Raw genomic sequence first — 545 nt, 5'->3', positions numbered from 1 at the left:
GTTTGAGAAGGGGTGCTAAACGATAGTGGCACATATTTTTTTAAAGAAGCGCTATAGCATGATTCTCCGAATCCACCGTCTTCTTGTTGAATGCTTTTGAGCCAGTTGATAGCTTTGATGATACGCGGATCAGAAGCAGAAACCCCTACAGCACGGAGTCCTGTAATAGCGGCCCACGTTCCGTAAATATAGCAAACTCCCCACCGGCCGTACCAGCTCCCGTTATCCAATTGATGATCAAACAGCCATTTTACTGCAGCTTTAATCGAAGGGTGGGATTTATTCATACCAGCAAAGTTTCCGAGACACTCAAGCACTCGACCGGTTAAATCGGCAGTAGCCGGATCCGTCGCTGCATCTTTTGCATTTTCAAGCGGCAGATAAGTAAATAAAATAGAGTCGGTATTTTTTTCAAATGCAGGAAAACCCCCGTCTTTGTTTTGYATGGACAGCAGCCAGTTAATGCCCCTTTGCCAAGACTCCAAATAATCTGTGTCGGTTTGCGCTCTTCTAGAAAGAGCTCTGATAGCAGCTCTTTCTAGAAG

1 protein-coding gene is annotated in these 545 nt (G+C 45.2%); it reads right to left on the bottom strand.

The window, feature by feature from the left end:
* The coding region (locus AC1DRF_RS31880; protein ID WP_477742811.1) for a prenyltransferase/squalene oxidase repeat-containing protein at positions 1-545 on the bottom strand (545 nt) is incomplete at both ends.

This window comes from Priestia sp. P5_B4 (assembly GCF_056400385.1).
The sequence above is the reverse complement of the archived record's forward strand: the minus strand, read 5'-3'. Positions and strand labels throughout refer to the sequence as shown.